At 70.4% G+C, this 16,496-nt stretch carries 17 protein-coding genes and 2 pseudogenes; 8 read left to right on the top strand and 11 right to left on the bottom strand.

Annotation, left to right across the window (positions count from 1 at the left end; all coding sequences use genetic code 11):
* Positions 1-64: 64 nt before the first annotated feature.
* The 4 genes and pseudogenes from ACWEOZ_RS23795 to ACWEOZ_RS23780 form a co-directional block, all read right to left on the bottom strand.
* Positions 65-529: pseudogene (locus ACWEOZ_RS23795) on the bottom strand (LAGLIDADG family homing endonuclease); the annotation flags it as partial.
* Positions 530-877: 348 nt separating this feature from the next.
* Positions 878-1,576, bottom strand: a pseudogene (locus ACWEOZ_RS23790) (PhoH family protein); the annotation flags it as partial.
* Positions 1,577-1,737: 161 nt separating this feature from the next.
* The gene (locus tag ACWEOZ_RS23785) at positions 1,738-3,108 is read right to left on the bottom strand and encodes a serine hydrolase domain-containing protein (RefSeq protein WP_451912878.1); all 1,371 of its coding nucleotides are present in this window, start codon (positions 3,106-3,108) and stop codon (positions 1,738-1,740) included.
* Positions 3,105-3,452: an HIT domain-containing protein gene (locus ACWEOZ_RS23780; protein ID WP_451912877.1), complete on the bottom strand. Its 348-nt coding sequence runs from the start codon at positions 3,450-3,452 to the stop codon at positions 3,105-3,107. The genes ACWEOZ_RS23785 and ACWEOZ_RS23780 overlap by 4 nt, the downstream gene beginning before the upstream one ends.
* A gap of 23 nt (positions 3,453-3,475) precedes the next feature.
* On the opposite strand from ACWEOZ_RS23780, the gene ACWEOZ_RS23775 reads away from it, so the two are divergent.
* On the top strand, positions 3,476-4,237 hold the full coding sequence (locus ACWEOZ_RS23775; RefSeq protein ID WP_451912876.1) for an SDR family NAD(P)-dependent oxidoreductase: 762 nt from the start codon (positions 3,476-3,478) through the stop codon (positions 4,235-4,237).
* A 34-nt stretch (positions 4,238-4,271) separates the two neighbouring features.
* A complete protein-coding gene (locus ACWEOZ_RS23770) occupies positions 4,272-6,638 on the top strand; it encodes a beta-glucosidase H (protein ID WP_451912875.1) in 2,367 nt (788 codons plus the stop codon).
* A 61-nt stretch (positions 6,639-6,699) separates the two neighbouring features.
* Here ACWEOZ_RS23770 and ACWEOZ_RS23765 read toward each other — a convergent pair whose 3' ends face one another.
* From ACWEOZ_RS23765 to ACWEOZ_RS23755, 3 genes are all read right to left on the bottom strand, one after another.
* Positions 6,700-7,170: a hypothetical protein gene (locus tag ACWEOZ_RS23765; RefSeq protein ID WP_451912874.1), complete on the bottom strand. Its 471-nt coding sequence runs from the start codon at positions 7,168-7,170 to the stop codon at positions 6,700-6,702.
* 217 nt (positions 7,171-7,387) lie between these two features.
* Positions 7,388-8,161 carry a GNAT family N-acetyltransferase gene (locus ACWEOZ_RS23760; protein ID WP_451912873.1) on the bottom strand — a complete coding sequence of 258 codons (774 nt, stop codon included), beginning with the start codon at positions 8,159-8,161 and terminating at the stop codon, positions 7,388-7,390.
* 47 nt (positions 8,162-8,208) lie between these two features.
* Positions 8,209-9,507, bottom strand: a complete 1,299-nt coding sequence (locus ACWEOZ_RS23755) for a lysine N(6)-hydroxylase/L-ornithine N(5)-oxygenase family protein (RefSeq protein ID WP_451912872.1) — start codon at positions 9,505-9,507, stop codon at positions 8,209-8,211.
* Between the two features lie 103 nt (positions 9,508-9,610).
* Between ACWEOZ_RS23755 and ACWEOZ_RS23750 the strand changes: the two genes are divergently transcribed.
* On the top strand, positions 9,611-10,564 hold the full coding sequence (locus ACWEOZ_RS23750; RefSeq protein WP_451912871.1) for a methionyl-tRNA formyltransferase: 954 nt from the start codon (positions 9,611-9,613) through the stop codon (positions 10,562-10,564).
* Here the strand turns inward: ACWEOZ_RS23750 and ACWEOZ_RS23745 are convergent.
* The gene (locus ACWEOZ_RS23745) at positions 10,561-11,289 is read right to left on the bottom strand and encodes an SDR family NAD(P)-dependent oxidoreductase (protein WP_451912870.1); all 729 of its coding nucleotides are present in this window, start codon (positions 11,287-11,289) and stop codon (positions 10,561-10,563) included. The two genes, ACWEOZ_RS23750 and ACWEOZ_RS23745, sit on opposite strands and share 4 nt — an antisense overlap.
* A gap of 36 nt (positions 11,290-11,325) precedes the next feature.
* Here ACWEOZ_RS23745 and ACWEOZ_RS23740 point away from each other — a divergent pair, with 36 nt between their 5' ends.
* Together ACWEOZ_RS23740 and ACWEOZ_RS23735 are read left to right on the top strand one after the other, a co-directional pair.
* On the top strand, positions 11,326-11,646 hold the full coding sequence (locus tag ACWEOZ_RS23740) for a hypothetical protein (RefSeq protein WP_451912869.1): 321 nt from the start codon (positions 11,326-11,328) through the stop codon (positions 11,644-11,646).
* Positions 11,647-11,699: 53 nt separating this feature from the next.
* Positions 11,700-12,053, top strand: coding sequence for a hypothetical protein (locus ACWEOZ_RS23735; protein WP_451912868.1), 354 nt, complete (start codon positions 11,700-11,702; stop codon positions 12,051-12,053).
* 16 nt (positions 12,054-12,069) lie between these two features.
* Here the strand turns inward: ACWEOZ_RS23735 and ACWEOZ_RS23730 are convergent, their stop codons facing one another.
* Positions 12,070-12,417 carry a hypothetical protein gene (locus tag ACWEOZ_RS23730; protein ID WP_451912867.1) on the bottom strand — a complete coding sequence of 116 codons (348 nt, stop codon included), beginning with the start codon at positions 12,415-12,417 and terminating at the stop codon, positions 12,070-12,072.
* Positions 12,418-12,442: 25 nt separating this feature from the next.
* Positions 12,443-12,862 (bottom strand): aspartate 1-decarboxylase, encoded by a 420-nt coding sequence (panD, locus tag ACWEOZ_RS23725; RefSeq protein WP_451912866.1) that lies wholly within the window; start codon positions 12,860-12,862, stop codon positions 12,443-12,445.
* Between the two features lie 112 nt (positions 12,863-12,974).
* Between panD and ACWEOZ_RS23720 the strand changes: the two genes are divergently transcribed.
* Positions 12,975-13,991 (top strand): ABC transporter substrate-binding protein, encoded by a 1,017-nt coding sequence (locus ACWEOZ_RS23720; RefSeq protein WP_451912865.1) that lies wholly within the window; start codon positions 12,975-12,977, stop codon positions 13,989-13,991.
* Between the two features lie 356 nt (positions 13,992-14,347).
* Positions 14,348-15,109: a DUF6082 family protein gene (locus ACWEOZ_RS23715; protein ID WP_451912864.1), complete on the top strand. Its 762-nt coding sequence runs from the start codon at positions 14,348-14,350 to the stop codon at positions 15,107-15,109.
* A gap of 1 nt (position 15,110) precedes the next feature.
* Here ACWEOZ_RS23715 and ACWEOZ_RS23710 read toward each other — a convergent pair whose 3' ends face one another.
* On the bottom strand, positions 15,111-15,299 hold the full coding sequence (locus ACWEOZ_RS23710; protein WP_451912863.1) for a hypothetical protein: 189 nt from the start codon (positions 15,297-15,299) through the stop codon (positions 15,111-15,113).
* A 357-nt stretch (positions 15,300-15,656) separates the two neighbouring features.
* On the opposite strand from ACWEOZ_RS23710, the gene ACWEOZ_RS23705 reads away from it, so the two are divergent.
* Positions 15,657-16,403, top strand: a complete 747-nt coding sequence (locus tag ACWEOZ_RS23705) for a hypothetical protein (protein WP_451912862.1) — start codon at positions 15,657-15,659, stop codon at positions 16,401-16,403.
* Positions 16,404-16,496 lie beyond the last annotated feature (93 nt).

The following is a 16,496-nucleotide window of genomic DNA, read 5'->3' as shown; positions in this document are numbered from 1 at the left end:
CGAAAGCGTCGTTGCGGTACGGAACCGGGCGCCCGTCGGCCAGGCCCGGCTTGCGGCCTTCAGCCGGGCGTCGCCGCCAGTACGCCACGCCGCCCAGCGAGCGGACCAGAAAGACGACGTCGTCCCGGAGCTGCTCGGAACAGGTCGTGTACTGGATGCGGCAGGTGCGGGCGCGCTGGCTGACCGGGCCACCGTCGCTGTCGAGCAGACCCTGCAGCAGCGCAAGCCGCACGCCGGCACTGTTGAAGAGGTACTTCGCGGGCACGAACTTGGTGTCGGACCTGGTGCCGGCCAGCTCGAGCTCACGCAGGACCGCGGTGACAGGGTTGGCGGTGATGACGCCACCGCGCCCGCCCCCGCCGGCGCGGCGCAGGACGTAGTCGACCTCGTTCTTACGGAACAGCTCGATACCGGGCAGCGCCGCCTCGAGGGCCTCGGCCAGCTCAGGATCGGCGGTGGTGAAACTCGGCGTCGTCGCGGTCGTCAGGCAGCCGTCGCCCAGCAGCAGGCCCAGGGCGTACGCGTCCATCGGAACGTCCTGCGGCACGAACTGCACCGGGTCGACCAGCGGCAGTTCGTACCGGTGCACGTGGCCCCGGCGCAGGTTGCCGATCATGTCCTGGGTCTGCAGCACCCGGGCAGGACGGTGGTGACTGCGATCGTCCGGGGTCTGCACCGTCCACAGGTGCTCGCCGCAGGCGAGGGTGGAAGCTCCGTCCTGCGTGATGACCCGGTAGACCGGCTTGACGCCCTGCGGGTAGACCCCCAGCACCGGCGTCGGCTGCCCGTCCGAGCCGACCACGAGATCACCGACGGCCAGCTCCCCGATCGGGCGCCACCCGTCCGGCGTCAGCACCTTGGCCGTCAGCGGCTGCGCGCGGCCACGCATGTAGGCCAGCGGCGCGACCTCGATCGTGCCCGCCGCCATCAGGCGGGGGATCGACTCGGGGTCGAGCATGTCGTGCAGCGCGTCGTACAGCGGGCGCAGGTACGGGTCGATCTTCTCGTTGAGCGTGCCGGGCAGGAAGCCCAGCCGCTCGCCCGCCTCGACCGCGGGCCGGGTCAGGATGATCCGGTTGACCTGCTTGGCGGTCAGCGCCTGGACGGCCTTGGCCATCGCCAGGTAGGTCTTGCCGGTGCCGGCCGGGCCGATGCCGAAGACGATCGTGTTCTCGTCGATGGCGTCGACGTAGCGCTTCTGCCCGAGCGTCTTGGGACGGATGGTCTTGCCGCGCCGGGAGAGGATGTTGATGGTCAGCACCTCGGCGGGGCGCTCGGCCGTGTTCTGCTCGAGCATCGCGACGGTGCGGCGGACGGCGTCGACGCTGAGCGTCTCGCCTCTCTCGATCAGCTCGATGAGCTCCGAGAAGAGGCGTTCGGCCGTGGCGTTGTCGGCGGGCACGCCGGTGATGGTGATCTCGTTGCCGCGGACGTGGACGTCGCTGGTGAGGGTCCGCTCGATGTGCCGCAGGATCTCGTCCTTGGCGCCGAGCAGGTTCACCATGATCTTCGGGTCGGAGACCGAGATCCTGGTCTGGGCCCGGGCGGCAGCGTTGCTGGGATCGGTGCCGGTCATAGGGGCGGCCGTGAGGCCTCAGCCACCTGCTCTCATTCTCGTCCCGGTTCGGAGAGGCCCGCCTCTCCGGCGGTCCGCGTAAGGATCGTGCCATCGTATCCGGTCGGCGGCACCCGCGCCGATGCCATTATCGGCGGGTCGGCCGGGCCGGGAACAGCGGGTCAGCCCTCGGAGACCGGCACGCCGTCGAAGGTCTCCTGGACCCGGGTGAACCGGTAGGTGGCCCAGTGCATCCGGACCACCCGGCCGTCGGCGTCGCGGGTCAGCCGGAGCAGCTCGCCGGCCTCGCGCCCGGAGATCGTCCGGAGCACGTCGGGCTGGTCGGGCAGCGGCCGGAAGACCGACGGCGGCCGGTCGGCCGGCGCGTCGGCCCCGCGGGACTGCAGCGCGCCGTCGTGCCAGCTGAAGACGTGCGCGAAGCCCTCGCTCCACCAGGGCCCGAGGACCGAGCGGTACGCCGGCGGGGCGGCCCGGCCCGGTGACCAGGCGCGCACCTCGGCCGGGTCGGTCTCGACGGCCAGGGCGAGCAGCTCGTGGACCAGCTCGTTGATCTCCGTGGCCGTGCCGGAGGAGCCGAGCACCGCGGCGCCCAGCGCCCCCGGGTTGCCCTCGCCGCCACGCCGGCCGTAGACGCCGGCGAGGAAGCCGGGCATGGCGCCGTCGTGCCCGACGTGCATCACCCGGCGGCCCTGCGGCGCGAGGATGAGACCGAGGCCGAAGCCGCCGGACCAGAGGGTCTCGTCGGTCGTGGTCTGCGGCCAGCGCATCTCGTCGAGGGTCTCGGGCGCCAGCACCAGCGCGCCGGGGTCGACGATCTCGGGGGCGGCCAGGAACGCCGCCCAGCGGGCCATGTCGCCCGCGGTGCTCCAGAGCTGCGCGGCCGGGGCAGCCCCGCCCATGTCGAGCTGCGGCTCGGGGCGGGCGGCGTCGGAATACGTGTCCACCAGGTAGCCGACCACGGCGTCGCCGGTCGGCTCGACGGTGGTGGAGGTCAGGCCGAGCGGTTCGAGGATCTGCTCGTGCAGCACCGAGGCCCAGGTGCCGCCGCGCAGCTTGGCCACGAGCTGCCCGAGCACGGCCAGGCCCAGGTTGGAGTAGTGGTAGCGGCGGTTGTTGGGCAGCACCCGCTCGGCCTTGGCGAGGTCGGCGAGCAGGGCGGCGTCGTCGGGCGCGACGAGCAGATCCCACACGTCGCCGTACGGCTCGCGCTGGAAGCCGGCGGTGTGCGAGAGCAGCCGGCGGATGGTGGCGGTGCCGTGCGAGGGCACGTCGAGGTGGGTGGCGATCGGGTCGTCGAGGTCGAGCAGGCCGTCGTCGCGGGCCTGCATGACCAGCACGGCCGTGAAGGTCTTGGTGACCGACCCGATCCGGAAGCGGCTCTGCGCGTCCAGGGCGCGGGCGTTGCCGGAGGTGCCGACGGTGCAGGTCCAGAGGCTGCGGTCGGCGCGGTGCAGGGCGACGGAGAGGGCGGGCACCCGGGCGTCGGCCTGGACCTTGCGGACGGCGCGCTCCAGGCGCTGCTCCGGGGTCACCGGGCCACCATCGGCCCGAGCGGCCGGCCACCGACGACGTGGGCGTGCACGTGGAAGACCTCCTGGCCGCCGTGGCTGCCGGTGTTGAAGATCAGCCGGAAGCCGTCACCGGTGAGCCCCTCGGCCTCGGCCACCGCGGCCGACGCGGCCAGCACGTCGGCGGCCGCGGCCGGGTCGGCGGCGAGCGCGACGACGTCCCGGTGGTGCGCCTTGGGGATCACCAGGACGTGCACCGGGGCCTTCGGGTCGATGTCGCGGAAGGCCAGCGTGGTCGGGGTCTCGTGCACGACGGTCGCGGGGATGTCCCCGGCGACGATGCGGCAGAACAGGCAGTCGTTGTCCACGCCGAAGATCCTAGAGTGAGGCCATGACAGGACGCGCGATCCTCGTGACCGGTTCCTCCCGCGGCATCGGCCGGGCCGTCGCGACCCGGTTCGCCGAGGCCGGCGACCGGGTCGCCATCCATCACCGGGACTCGGCCGCGCTGGCCGGGGACCTGGCCGCGGCGCTGCCCGGCCACGGCCACATCGTGGTCCGGGCGGATCTGGCCGACCCCACAGCGGTACGGGCCATGGTCGACGAGGCGGCGCAACGGCTGGACGGCCTGGACGTGCTGGTCAACAACGCCGGCGTGTTCGGCCCGGCGGACCGCCCGCACCCGATCTTCGGCACCGGCTACGAGCAGTGGCTGGCCAACTGGCGGGCCACCTTCGACGTGAACCTGTTCGGGGCGGCGAACGCGTCCTGGGCGGCGGCCCAGCACATGCGCGAGCGCGGGGGCCGGATCATCAACGTGTCGTCGCGCGGCGCTTTCCGGGGCGAGCCGGACCAGCCCGCGTACGGCGCCAGCAAAGCAGCCATGAACGCGATGGCGCAGTCGCTGGCGGTGGCGCTGGCCCCGTACGGGATCGGGGTGGCCTGTGTGGCCCCGGGTTTCGTGGAGACCGACATGACCAACGAGCACCTGAAGTCGCCGCGCGGGGACGCGATCCGGGCGCAGAGCCCGTTCGGCCGGGTGGCGCGGCCGGCGGAGATCGCGAGCGCGGTGCACTGGCTGGCCTCGGCCGAGGCGGAGTGGGCCTCGGGCACGATCATCGACCTCAACGGGGCGTCGTACCTGCGCACGTAGGATCTTGGGCATTCAACGTGATGGGAGCGCTTCCATGGATGACCTGCTGGCCCGGTTGACCCTCGAGCAGAAGGTGTCGCTGCTGGGCGGCCAGGACTTCTGGTCCCTGCCCGCGATCCCGGAGATCGGGCTGCGCTCGCTGGTGATGTCCGACGGGCCGATCGGCGTCCGCGGCACCGGCTGGGCCCCGGACGACCCGTCGATCGCCCTGCCCAGCCCGACCGCGCTGGCCGCCACCTGGGATCCGGCGCTGGCCCGCAAGGCCGGGCACCTGCTGGGCCAGGAGTCCCGGCGCAAGGGCGTGCACCTGCTGCTGGGCCCGACGGTCAACCTGCAGCGCACCCCGCTGGGCGGCCGGCACTTCGAGTGCTACTCGGAGGATCCGCTGCTCAGCGGCGAGATCGCGGTCGGTTTCGTGGCCGGGGTGCAGGAGCACGGCGTCGGCACCACGGTCAAGCACCTGGTGGGCAACGACTTCGAGACCGACCGGATGACCGTCGACGTGCGGATCGGCGAGCGGGCGCTGCGCGAGGTGTATCTGGCGCCGTTCGAGCGGGTCGTGGCGGCCGGTGGCTGGGGTGTGATGAGCGCCTACAACGGCGTCAACGGCCGGCCGATGGCCTCGAACGGCCGGTTGCAGTCGGACATCCTCAAGGACGAGTGGGGCTTCGACGGCATCGTGGTCTCCGACTGGCGGGCGGCCCGGGAGACGGTCGCCGCCGCACTGGGCGGGCTGGACATCGCCATGCCGGCGCTGGAGAACCCGTGGGGGGCCAAGCTGGTCGCGGCGGTGCGGGCCGGCGAAGTGGCTGAAGAGCTGATCGACGACAAGGTACGGCGGGTGCTGCGCCTGGCCGGCCGGGTGGGCGTGCTCGACGGCGTACCCCCGGCGGTCGGGTCTCTCCCGCCGGACCTGGACGGCGACGCCGTGGCGCACGAGGTCGCGGCCCGGTCCTTCGTGCTGGCCCGCAACGAGCAGTTCACGCTGCCCCTGGAGCCGGCCGCGCTGACCAGGGTCGCCGTGATCGGGGCACTGGCCACGGATGCCCGGGTGCTCGGCGGCGGCAGCGCCCAGGTGGTGCCGCCGCACGTGATCTCCCCGCTGGACGGCCTGAGCCGGGCACTGTCCGGGGTGGACGTCGTGCACGCCGTCGGGGCCGACCCGCGCCCGTTCCTGCCCGCGCTGCCGCAGCCGGCGTCGATCGAACTGCTGGGCGCCGGGCACCGGTTCGACGTCGGCACCGCCGCCGTGCGCTGGATCGGCGACCTGCCCGCGGGCCTGGACCCGGCCGTCGTCACCGGCCTGGAGATGCGCACCACCTTCACGCCCGAGCAGGACGGCGAGCACACCTTCGCGGTGTCCGGCTTCGGCACCTTCGACCTGCGGGTGGGCGCCCAGCAGCTGTACAGCGGGACGCTGCACCCGCCCGGCGCCACCCGCGCCGACCTGCTGCTCTCCCCGCGCGAGCAGCGCGCGGTCGTGAAGCTGACGGCCGGCGAGCCGGTCGAGGTGGTGCTGCGCCAGAGCATCCAGCCGGGCATGGCGCACACGGTCAGCGCGACGCTGGGCCACCTGGCGCCGGGCGTCTCCGCGGACAGCATGATCGAGGAGGCGGTGGCGCTGGCGGCGGCGTCGGACGTCGCGGTGGTCGTCGTGGGCACGACCGAGCAGGTCGAGTCCGAGGGCTTCGACCGCACGTCACTCTCGCTGCCGGGCCGGCAGGACGAGCTGGTGGTACGCGTGGCCGCGGCGAACCCGCGCACCATCGTGGTCGTCAACGCCGGCTCGCCGGTGCTGCTGCCCTGGGCCGATGACGTAGCGGCGGTGCTGCTGACCTGGTTCCCGGGGCAGGAGGCCGGGGCGGCGCTGGCCGACGTGCTGCTCGGCGTCACCGAACCGGGCGGCCGGCTGCCGACCACGTGGCCGCGCCGCGAGCAGGACTGCCCGATCCTCGAGGTGGTCCCCCGCGACGGCCAGGTGGCCTACGACGAGGGCATCTTCATCGGCTACCGGGCCTGGCAGCGGGCCGGCACCACCCCGCTGTACGCCTTCGGCCACGGTCTGGGCTACACCAGCTGGCAGTACGAGACCCTGTCGGTGTCGGCCACCGAGGCAGTGGTGACGCTGACGAACACCGGCGCCCGGTTCGGCCGCGAGGTCGTCCAGGTGTACGCCGGCGCGCAGGGCGAGTCGGCCGCTCCGGAACGGCCGGCGCGCTGGCTGGCCGGTTTCCAGCCGGTCGAGGCGCACCCCGGCGAGACCGTGACGGTCCGTGTCCCCCTGCCGCCGCGCACCTGGCAGGTCTGGGACGAGGGCTGGCAGACCGTCCCGGGCCCGTACGAGGTGACCGCCGCGCACGCCTTCGACGACCCGCGACTGACCGCCACCCTGTCGCTCTAGCAGCCGGCGCACGCGAAGGGGCCACGACCGCCGAGCGGTCGTGGCCCCTTTCGCGTGGTGGTCAGTTGCGGGTGACCGTCAGGTTCAGGCCTTCGTTCTGGTCGTTGGTCCAGGAGACCGAGTAGCCGGGCCAGTCGCCCTGCAACCGCCCGTCGGCCTCGACCGTGCTGTACATCCGGTCGGCCAGCGCGCCGGGCACCTGCAAAGTGTCGAAGACGCAGGTCATGGCGCTTGCGGAGAGGCCGTCCGGGGACTTGTCCCCGGAGCCTTTGACGACCAGTTTGCGGTTGCTGTCAGAGAGCTTCATACCGTTCTTGGCGGGGTCGCACTTCTGCACCGCGACGAGGAGCGGATCCTGCTCCGCGGCCGCTACGGGCTGCGGTCCGTTCTCGGCCTTCCCGTCGTCGAGGAGCTTGGGCACCAGCACGATGCCGGCGACGACGACGAGGACGGCGAAGATCACCCAGGGGATCGGGCTGCGCTTCCGGACGTGCGGTACCGGTGCTGGTGGGAGCTGGCGGGGTTGCGTCATGTGGGTTCCTTCGCGCCAGGGGAGGGGGCGGACGCGCGGACGAAAGTGTGCTCTCCGACACGCGACAAGACAACGATCACACTGCGAACTGACTAATCGGACTAGTCGACTGTGGAAATAAGTCTTACCAGACCCCTCATGATCAGTCACGCAGAGTTATATTTACCACTGTGAGAGAGCAGGGGTTGACGCAGCGCAATGTCGGCCTGCACGGCCGTCAGCGGACCCGGTAGTGGTAGCGGTGGGAATGGGCGAAACCTACCCGGGAGTACAGTTCACGGGCCGCGACGGTGCCCTCTTCGACTTGGAGATACAGCGAGTCGCAGTCGCGGGCGGCCGCCCAGCGCGCACCGGCACCGAGGACGGTCAGCGCGAGGCCGCGACGCCGGTACTCCTGGCGGGTCGCCATGCAGAACACTCCGGCCCGCTCACCGTCGGCCACTAACATGCCGATCGCGGCATCCCGGCCGTCCACCCGGATCAGCACGAAGGCGGCCGGCGACGGCACCCGCGCGAGGACCCGTTCCGCCACGGCGGAGGTATCCGCGGGCCCGTTCAGTTGCTGATGAGCAGCCAGCCACGGGGGACTTGCCGTCGGGTGGATCACCACGTCCACGGATGGCCCGGCGGCGCCCGGGGGCGTCGCCGCAATCACGGCGGCGGTGGCCGCGGTGAGGACCAGGGTGGGGGCTTCGTGGCGGTAGCCGCGGGCGGCGAGCGCCGCGTCCAGCGCAGAGTGCTGCTCGGCCGGACTCACCTGGACTGTCACCGGCAAGCCGGCCGCGCGATAGAAGGCCTCCACCGCGCCCACGGTGTCTTCCGGATGCTGATCCGGTGCCGGCGGCAGGGCCGAGTTGGAGCGCCGGCGGGCCACGCCCGGGGTGTGCCGCAGCAGCCACCCGGCCGCGCTCGCGGTGCGACCGGCCGGCCACGCCGCTGCGGCCGACCGTTCTATCCGGGCCGCCGCGTCACCATGCTGAAGTTCGGGCATCACCCGATCATATGCATGGTTATGCAGTCCGTAAAATGATTATCTGATCAGACGCTGACCAGGGTCGGCGCCGACCGGCGGGTCACCACCGAGTCGAGGATCTCCCCCACCCGGATCGCGGTGTTCGACAGCAGCGCCGACGTGATGCCGTGCGTGTGCTCCGTGCCGCCCTGGAGATAGATGCCCACCCGCAGGCGCGGGTCGGTCGCCGCGCGGTAGTCGCGCTCGACCCGGGGCCGGCCCAGCTCGTCCCGGTGGCACAGCTCGCCGAGCTCGCCGAGGATCGCGTACGGGTCGGCCTGGTGGTAGCCCGTCGCGCAGACCACCACGTCCGCGGCCAGCCGCTGGGTCTCCCCGGTGACCAGCGACCGTACGCTCGCCACCACCTGGTCCGGCCCGTCGGTCACCTCGGTCAGCCGGGACACGTTCAGCATTCGCAGCCGCTGCTTGCCGAGCACCTTCTCCTGGTACGCCCGGCGGTACAGGTCGTCGATGAGGTCCATGTCGACCACGGAGTAGTTCGTGTTGGCGTGGTAGCTCATCAGCTGCCGCTTCACGTCCTCCGGGGCCACGAAGAAGTCGTCGACCGCCGCCGGGTCGAAGATGCGGTTGGCGAAACTGCTGTCGTCGGCCGGCGAGTAGCCGTACCGGGAGAAGACCGCGCAGATCTCGGCCGTGGGGAACTCGCGGTGCAGGGTCGCGACCGCCTCGGCGGCGCTCTGCCCGGCGCCGACCACGACGATCCGGCGCGGCTCGGTGCCGCGCAGCTTCGGCATGTTGTGCAGCAGGTCGCTGGTGTGCCAGATCCGGTCGGACGCCGTCACGCCCTCGGGCAGGCGCGGACGCAGCCCGGTGCCGACCACCAGGTTCCGGGCGCGGTGGGTGCTGAGCTGCCCGCCGTGGCGCGAGAGCACGTCGACCGCGACCACTTCGCCGCCGGAAGCGGCGACCGGGGTCACCGACAGCACCTCGGCGTCGTAGGTGACCTGGTCGTCGACCTGCGCGGCAGCCCAGGCGAAGTAGTCGTGGAACTCGACCCGCAGCGGGAACAGGTTCTTGTGGTTGATGAAGTCGATGAGCCGGCCCTGGCTGTGCAGATAGCGCAGGAAGCTGAACTCACTGGTCGGGTTCCGCAGCGTCACCAGGTCCTTGAGGAACGAGACCTGCATCGTGGCGTCGTCGAGCAGCATGCCGCGGTGCCAGCCGAAGCCGGCCTGCCGTTCCAGGAACCGGGCGCGTACCCGAGCCTCCGGAGCCTGCCCGCTGTTGTGTTCCGACACGGCGATGGCCATGGCCAGATTGGACGGGCCGAAGCCGATCCCCACGACATCGACAGGTTCAGACATGTCCGTCCCCTCCACGGCGGGGCCGACCTGACCCCGGATTTCGGTTAGCCTAACCTAAGCAACGCGGGAGGCGTCCGCAGTGCCGAGTGAGGGAGAAAAATTCATGCGCGTCGTCATGTTCGGCTTCCAGACCTGGGGGCACCGGACCCTGCAGGCGTTGCTGGATTCGGCACACGACGTGGTCATGGTGGTGACCCACCCGGTCGGTGAGGGCGCGTACGAGAAGGTCTGGCCGGACTCGGTCGCCGAGCTCGCCGAGGCCCACGGCGTGCCGGTCATGCTGCGCGAACGCCCCGACGACGAGGAGCTGTACGAGGCGCTCAAGCAGGTCGCGCCGGACGTCATCGTGGCCACCAACTGGCGTACCTGGATCCCGCCGCGCATCTTCAACCTGCCGCCGTTCGGCACCCTCAACGTGCACGACGCGCTGCTGCCGGCGTACGCGGGCTTCTCGCCCTTGATCTGGGCCTTGCTCAACAACGAGCGCGAGGTCGGCGTGACCGCCCACCTGATGGACGACACGCTGGACGCGGGGCCGATCGTGCTGCAGCGCGCCGTCCCGGTCGGCCCGGCCGACACCACGACGGACCTGTTCCACAAGACGCTGGAGCTGTTCGGCCCGATCACCGTCGACGGCCTGGCGGCCATCGCGAGCGGCCGGCGGGACTTCGTGCCGCAGGACCGCTCGCAGGCCAGCTTCTTCCACAAGCGGTCGGAGGAGGACATCCGCATCGACTGGACCTGGTCGGCCGAGGAGCTGGAACGGCTGGTCCGGGCGCAGTCAGCGCCGTACCCCCAGGCCTTCTGTTTCCACAAGGGACGCCGCCTGGAAGTCGTCACGGCCGCGGTCTCGCAGGCGGTCTACGGCGGCACGCCGGGCCGCATCTTCTTCCGCGAGGGCGACGGCGTGGCGATCGTCGCGGGCGCGGAAGCCCGCCGCGGCCGCAGCAAGGCGCTGCTGATCCGCTCGGTCCGCACCGACGAGGGCGTGGAGATGCCGGCCCAGGACTACTTCACGACGATGGGTGGCTACCTGACCAGCCACCCGGACCGCTAACCGAGCACCAGTCCCCCGCCGACCTCGACCACCTGACCGGTCATCGCCCCCGAGCCGTCGGCGACCAGAAACCGTACGGCGGTGAGCAGATCCGCCGGGACCAGCGGGCGCGGCACGGCCTGGGCGGCGACGAGCCCGGGGTGCGGGTCGTCGCCCAGGATCTCCCGCTCGCGCTCGGTCAGGACGGCACCGGGCGAGAGGGCGTTGACCGTGACCCCGGCGGGCCCGAACGACCGCGCGAGCGAGCGGGTGAGACCGACGAGGGCGGCCTTACCGGCCACGTACGAGGGCCCGGACGGCCCGCCGAGCGCCACGGTGGCCGAGGTGACGTTGACGATCCGCCCCCAGCCCCGCTCGGCCATCCCGGCGCCGAGCGCCTGCGCGAGCAGCATCGGCGCGGTGACGTTGACGGCCAAGGTCTCCTGCCACTCGTCGAGGGACAGCGCGTCGAAGGCGACGTTCGACGCGCGGGAGGCGTTGTTGATGAGGATGTCGACCGGGCCGGCCTGCGCGGCGAGGGCGGAGACGGCGGCCGGGTCGGCGAGATCGGCTTCGAGGACCTCGGTGCGGGCGCCGCGGTCCCGGCATTGCTGCGCGACGGCCTCGGCCTCCTCGGCGGCGTCCAAGTGGTGCAGCAGAAGCGTCCAGCCGGGCGCCGCCAGGTCGACGGCGATCGCGGCGCCGATCCCTCGTCGTGCGCCGGTTATCAGCACTCGTCGTCCCATCGCAGCAGCTTAGAGCGTCGTGGTTCAATTCCGGCCGTGATCGACGACTGGCCCCTCCCCCTGCGTACCGCGCTGCGGCGTGGCCGGCTGATCGTCGCCGAAGTTCCCGCGGCGGTCCACGGCCGTCGCGCCTGGGTCGCGGTCTACCCGCTCGCCGGGGGTGCGTTCAACGTGCTGCACCGGGAGTTCGACAACACCTACATCGACAACGACTGGTGCTTCGGACCGGACGACGGCATGACCGAAGCGCGGAGCGCGCAGGCCGGCGACGAGGGCCGGCTGGGCCGGATCCTGGTGGAGTGGGGCGTCGCCCCGGACCAGCTCACCTACGCGCACCGGACCGACTACCCCGTCTGAGGTTCCGCGCCGGCGGGGCGGCGCTGATCGATGGAGATCGCTACGGTTCGGGCGTGCAGAATGTGACTCGTGACCGGCTCACGGACCGTCGCCGGGATCTGGCCGGGTGGTTGCTGACACCGCTGGTCACGCTGGTGCTCGGGCCGGCGGTCGCGGCGGCCGTGGGGATGCTGATGGTGCTCGGGGAGGCCTTCGGCGAGGTCCCCGAGGTGTGCGCGAAGACCTTGGCCGACAACCGGTGTGAGGAGATCACCCTCGGAGTGGTCGGCCGGCACTTCGCCGTCTTCGGGGTGCTGTGGCTGGCGTTGTGGTTGCTGCCCTGGTGGCGGGGGCTCCGCGGGGTGCGTATCGGCATCGCGGTTCTGGCGTGTGTGGTGCTCGTGGCCGCGCCACTACGAATGGGCTGAGCCGCCGGCCGGGGCGTCAGTCGGCGTAGTCGGCCGGGTTGAAGATGCGGGCGGTCAGGGGCTCCGGGACCGTCGCGATGCCCGGGCCGCCCGCGTCCAGCCAGGCGGCCACCGCGCCGACGAGGGTGTCGTCCAGGACGTCGCCCAGGTGGACCAGACGGGCGCCGGCTCGGCGGGCGGCGGGGGTCGGGTGCACCACGACCACGTTCGAGCGTTCGCAGACCCGCAGGCATTCGCTCACGCGTACCCGATGTCTGTCACCCACCGCGCCGCGGATCGCCTCCAGCTGGGCGTCGTGGTCGGTTTCCGGATGCTTGTCGGCGCTGCCGCAGCAGCAGTCCCGGCAGATCGTCAGCGCGCCCATCGCAGTGCCCCCGCCCCCGCCGGCCTCAGTGGACCAGGACCTTCCCGGAGATCTGGTCGCCCGCGCCGGGAACCGGCGCCGACGGGTCCGAGCCGATCTCGATCAGCTGGTTCTGCGCGTCGACATGCGCGACGCGCGGCACGTAGTCGGCGCGCTCGCGCTCGTCGACCTGCTTGAACGACATGATGATGATCAGGTCGCCGACCGAGACGAGCCGGGCGGCCGCGCCGTTGATGCCGATCACGCCGGAGCCCGCCGGACCCTCGATCACGTACGTCACCAGACGCGCGCCGTTGTCGATGTCGACCACCTGGACCTGCTCGCCCTCGACCAGGTCGGCCGCGTCCATCAGGGTCTTGTCGATCGTGATCGAGCCCACGTAGTGCAGGTCAGCCTGGGTCACGGTGGCGCGGTGGATCTTGCCGCCGAGCAGGGTCCGCTGCATGTGTCGTCCTCCTGGGGTGGATGAGGCCCGCGAGGGGGTCGTCGCGGAAGCAAAGTTAGCCTAGCCTAACCTCACTCATGATCCAACGCCCCCTCAGCTAGGAGCTACATAGATGAACCGCCGCCTGGGCGGCTGGCGACGCGCCCTCACCGCCGTCGCCGCCGGTCTGCTCGCCGCCACCACCATCACCGCCTGCGGGTCCGAAGGGGACGGTGCCGCCGCACCCGCCGCGCCGGGCTCGGCCGCCGCCGCTTTCCCGGTCAGCATCGAGCACAAGTTCGGCTCGACCACGATCGAGAAGCAGCCGGAACGGGTCGTCACCGTCGGCTGGAACGACCAGGACCCGGTGCTGGCGCTCGGCGTGGTCCCGGTGAGCACCCGCGAATGGTTCACCGAGTACCCGACGTACCCGTGGGTCAAGGAGGCGCTGGCCGGCAAGCAGCTGACCACGTTCTCCGCCGAGATCAACTTCGAGGCGATCATCAAGCAGCAGCCGGACCTGATCCTGGCCATCTACGAGACGATCAACAAGGAGACGTACGACAAGCTCTCCCAGATCGCCCCGACGGTGATCCAGTCCAAGGACTACGCCGACGAGCAGACCCCGTGGGACGTGCAGACTCTGACGACCGGCAAGGCGCTGGGCAAGCCGGCCGAGGCGCAGGCGCTGGTGGCCAAGGTCAACGCGAAGATCGACGAGGCCAAGGCGGCGAACCCGCAATTCGCGGGCAAGACCCTGGTGGTGGACTTCGGCCCGGAGAAGGGCCAGCACTGGCTGATCCCGGCCAAGGACCCGCGACGGGCCCTGTTCGACGCGCTGGGCTTCGCGGCGCAGAGCGAATCGGAGGACGTCAGCGAGGAGCGGCTCGACCTGCTGGACCGCGACGTGCTCTTCGTGAACGGGGCGACGAAGAAGGACATGCTGGCCTCGCCGGCGTTCAGCCGGTTGAAGGTGGTCGGTGAGGACCGGGCGTTGTACACGTCGTTCTCGACGCCGCTGGGTGGGGCGTTGGCTTACAGCGGGCCCAATGCGTTGCTGTATGCGTTGGAGGTGCTGGTGCCGCAACTGAAGAACGCGACCGACGGCGACAAGGCGACGGCGGTCACGGATCTTTCCAACGCCGCCTGATCCACTACGGCACCAGTGGGGAGCTGCCATTGGCAGCTCCCCACTGTGCAGCACATGGTGCGAGCTGAAGATGCGCTCACCAGGTCGCCCGGAGCCAGAACTGCAGCAGAAGCACTCTGGATTCGTATCTTGATTCTGGTATTTTGCAGTCCGCAATACGCACAGACCTACTAATGATCTCAGCCATACGGATTACAGCTTATTAGCAAGTTGCCACCTGGCAAAGATCGACCGTTACTCATTCACTCATCTCGTAGTGGCTTTCCTTGTTTGCAGGTTGCACTATGAGCGGAGGATAAAAAACAGGGGTGGCCGAGCGGGCACTGGATCGCCGGTCCGACTCGGAGGTCGGCGCCATGACAACGACTGCAGATTCAACAGCCGCTCGTCGGACACCAGCTGCCGCTTCTCTTGCCGCTTGGATGACGGCGGGATGCGTCGTCGTCCTGGTCATGCTCCTGGCCGGCGTAGGTGTTGCCGCCCTACTGGCCAGACGGGGCGCGGCGGCGGAGTGGAACAAGTGGAGCGACGTCGGCCAGACCTTCGGGGCCTTGAGCTCGATCATCAGCGGCTTGGCACTCGCGGCTGTGGTCATCACCGCTCGCATGCAATTCCATGAGATGCGGCAGGGTCGAGCCGAGATGGAACACCAACGCCGCTTCCTGATGAACAATCATGTGGAGCTGCAGCGCACCGCAGCCGCCAACCTGGGTCAGCTGCACTTGGAGATTCTGAAACTAAGTATCGATGATGCGAGCCTCGCCGAGGTATGGCCGCCGCTGGAACCGAACATCACACCAAGCCTCAATCGCCAATACCTCTATGCGAACATCATTTATCAGTTCAGCCTGACGTCGCTGCGCACCGGCGGATACAGCGATGAGGAAGTGATCGCCAACTTGAGGTATCTGTTCTCAAGCCCTCTGATGCGCGGATACTGGAGAGCGGCCGCGAAGGTCCGAAAAACACTTCCCCCGGGCAGCCCCGAGATGGTGGTCGCCCAGACCGCGGACGCAATCTGCCAGGAGTACGAAGCTGTTGTCGCCAACGCCGCAAGAGAGAATCAGTCAGGCCCGACGTCCCTGCATGACCGACACAACCCGCCGCAGGCCGCGTGACCTAAGCCTCCGGGATGTCCTGCTTCGCGCTGACGAGTGTTTCCCGAGTGATCACGACGATCCGCTCGTAGTCAGCGCGCGCCGCTCCGGGCGGCAACAACATCTCGATTTCATCCGTGCGATCGGTGCCGATGACGGCGAACGATCCATCGCTCAACTCGAAGATGTCAGGACAGGTGGCGTTGCTCAAGCTCCCCCGCTGCTGGGGCGAAAGACCCAGACGCCGAACGATTGCCATCCGGACGCTTCCCCCTGAGTCGATACAACGGCCACCATCAACTGTGCGCACATAGCACAACTACTAAAAGTTACAGTGACCGAAGTCGAGAAGGTTGTGAGGTCTTCCGCCGACAATCACCAATTCCGGTGTAAGGGCGCGAAACGCTCCGCAGACAAGCCGGGAGGGAGTACTATCTCACGCCCCGCGCGACCGGATCAAATTGCTCACTCTCCAGGGTTGCGGTCGGCGCTACCCACATCGAAAAACGTGTGTCTTGCGGGCGTATCAGCGCGGCGGATCATTGCGGTGAGCTGCGACGATCATCCCGTGACGGGTGACGCGGTCGTGCAGGAGGTCGGCGGGCGGCCGACAATCTCGTGGTGGCAGGTGCTGCGCGTCATCCTGGTGCTCGGCTGGGTCGCCTGGGCGGCCGTCACCTGGTGGGCCGCCCCGAGGGAGTCCACCGTCGAGCGGGTCCGCGCCGACATAGCCGCGCAGCGCCTCACCGACTACGAGTGGGGCGACGGCTGGCAGAACGACGGTGGCCTCGTCAGTCCCTTCCCCGCCGACCTTCAGGAGTCCGGCGGGCCGGGTCCCATCCTGCTGTGGCACACCACTGACGGCCGCCGCCACCACACCACCGTGGAGGAGCCGAACACCGCCGACGACACCGTCCCTGCGGCGAACGCTCTCGACCAGGAACTGCAGGCTTACGAGGCCCGGCGCCCCGCCGATCCGCCTGTCGGGGCCGTCCAGGCCGGCCTGCTCATCGCCGGCAGTCTGTTGTTTCTCTGGGCGCTGGTCTCCGCGCCGGATCCGGCCACCGGCACGAAGTGGTTCTGGTTCTGGATAGTCTCCGGTGTGCCGCTCGGCCTCGGCCTGCTCTGGTGGCTGGCCCGGGAACGCCCGTGGCGCCCGCAGACGCCGCCTCGCTTCGGGCCGCCCGGCCGGGACAATCGGCTCAAGGGGTGGGCCGGGATCGGGATCTCCATCCTGCTCGGCCTCGCCGTCAGCCTCGCCCTCGCCGGTCTGGGCAGCTTGCTCAGCGATGACCTCATTCCCCTGGCCCGCTGAGGCAGGTCCGTGCCGGGCCCCAACCGCGAGACCGAGCCAGCCAATCCCAGGTCCGGGCCAGCCAACCCTAGGGCCGGGCCAGCCAACCCCAGG

It is taken from the genome of Actinoplanes sp. NPDC004185 (genome assembly GCF_053603475.1).
This window is presented reverse-complemented; position numbering and strand designations above follow the sequence as displayed.